A 2,495-nucleotide genomic window follows, 5' to 3' on the forward strand; every position below is an offset into this window, starting at 1 on the left:
CCTAAATCCCCCGTCTTAACATCATCAAAATCTTTTAAAGCTTTAATGCGATAAAGATTTATAATATTTCGAGTAAGTGCATGTTTGATTTTTTTGATTTCACTGGTTAATTCGTATTTTTGAGACATAGAGATACCCTCACATAATAGATATGTGTTAAACGGTTAGGAAAATTTGATTGGAAAGAAGGCGCCCCCGCCGCGCCCGCGCCATTATTTACGCAGCGTTATTTGCAATAACCTTTACAACGTTATCGCTTTCATAAACCTCACAATTTATGGGAACCCAATATAAATCACTATCTCTTTTTAATCTTGCATTGCCATATACATTACCTCTAATCACGAAATAACCAGAGATTTTCGCATTACCATAAACAGAGCCTTTAATCTTGGCATGGCACCCCACACTAGCACGACCATAAACCTTGCCATAAATCTTTGCAGCACCACTAACAGAAGCATGATCATAAACCTCGGCATTGCCATGAATGCGTGCACTTCCTGATAATTTTGCATTGCCATAAACCCGCGCCTGATGATAAACCCAAGCATTATAAGAAAGATGCGCATTGTCATAAACATGGGCATTTGCATAAACGCGGGCATGGTCACATACATGAGCATTGCCATAAACAAAGCCCATTATAATAGCCTTATTAAAAACCTTGGCATTTTCATAAATATGGGCAGGATTTAAAACAAGAGCATTATCATAAACCCAGCAATTACCATCATGCGATAAGTTATTTTCATTTTCAATAAAGCCGCCTAAAGCCCCAGTTTTGACATCATCAAAGTCTCTTAAAGCTTTAATGCGATAAAGAGTTTTATTATTAAATACACGCGTTTCATTTGTGAGTGCAAACTTTTTTTGCATAGCACAATTCCTTTATAAAAAGATTTAAATTTTAAAATGAGATGTTTTAAAGAGGGGCGCCCCCGCCGCGCCCGCGCGTTATTTACGCAGCATCATTTTCATATTCGCTATCATCGTCATAGTACCATTCACAATCAGCATAATACTCATGACGGTAATAATCATCTTCACTCCCAAATTCTGGATATGCCTCATCCCAAATATGATCATCTGCTGTTAAAGAGGCGGCGCTGTGAACATAAGAATCGCCAGAGATAAGAGCCCCACAAACCACGGCATCATCAAAAACACGCGAGCCATCACAAATATGAGCAGCGCCGCTTATTTTAGCATTGCCCCCGACATGAGCATCATCACAAATAACGGCATCATCACAAATATGAGCATGATCAGTGACGCGGGCGTTATCATAAATTTTAGCATTACCTTCAATTACAACGGCATTGCTAACATGAGCATTGCCATAAAGCTTTGCATTGTCCTTTAATAACATGCCTTCAAAAATAGCATTACCATAAATTTTAGCATTACCACAAACGTCAACAAAAAAGCTTTTTACTTTAGCATTGCCTGAAACCCTTGCATTTTGAAAGACGCGCGCTTTGTCATAAACCCAGCAATTGCCTTTGTGAGATAAGTTACTTTCGTTTTCAATATACCCCCCAAGATCGCCCGCTTTGACATCTCCAAAATCTCTTAAAGCACGTATACGGTATAATATGAGACCAGTCACAAAATCCATTTCGCCAGTAAACTCATACTTTTTGGATATTTTTTTCTTATTAACGGGAGTGTTTTTTACTATAGTTTTCATAGTTTTTTCCTAACGAAATTAAAATTTTTCATTAACAGCCCATAAGGGCGCCGGGTGCTGAAAAACACGGTCGTTAGTCCGCTGTTATGCTTTCCTCATCAAAGAGTATTGTATAGCATAACCACACCCGACATAATCGTTATATGCTAATGGTAGCATAAAAGAAAGTCAGTATTTTAAAGAATGGGAAGGGTTGTTTCGTAACCAATCCGCTAACGATTAAGTGTTTTTCAATCACTTGATTATTTATATAACAAAATACGTATTTATTGTCAAATAATATTTTATCTTTTTTGATATTTTTTTGTATTTTTTAAATGCATTGTGTATTGATAATATCTTATGCCTATTAATTGCTTCTTTTATATTTATATGCTTTTAAAGCTATATTATGGGATTTCTGAAACGATTGCGTTCTTTTTTGAATCTATACATTTATAATATTTAGAAACGCTATCATAATGCATATTTTTAACTTTATAACCTATCAATTTTTTTACTAAATGAATTTAAATTTTTTTTGTGAATTTTGTTTATAACGCATTTATCATTTGCACTATCTTAATAGGCACCGCGCTCTTATAACCAATGCTTTCATTTGCATTATGATTATAAAACCTTGCTGTTTTTATGCATTCTCTATAGCTGTTATATATTTTATAGCCATGGCATCATTTTTTATTTTCATAAGAGAAATGATAAATAGGATAATTGTGATTTATTGCCTGTTATGAAAACATCTCAATAGAAACTGATAATTATAGAGATTAGCAAAATCCCTTTTAATAGACCGTGTCAGTGT

General features: G+C 34.9%; 2 protein-coding genes. Both read right to left on the minus strand.

Annotation, left to right across the window (positions count from 1 at the left end):
* Positions 1-216: 216 nt before the first annotated feature.
* The gene (locus ACFIO3_RS11460) at positions 217-879 is read right to left on the minus strand and encodes a hypothetical protein (RefSeq protein WP_375608715.1); all 663 of its coding nucleotides are present in this window, start codon (positions 877-879) and stop codon (positions 217-219) included.
* A gap of 82 nt (positions 880-961) precedes the next feature.
* A complete protein-coding gene (locus tag ACFIO3_RS11465; protein ID WP_375608714.1) occupies positions 962-1,693 on the minus strand; it encodes a hypothetical protein in 732 nt (243 codons plus the stop codon).
* Positions 1,694-2,495: the final 802 nt, after the last annotated feature.

The sequence above is a fragment of the Bartonella sp. AD328YNZD genome (genome assembly GCF_042196425.1).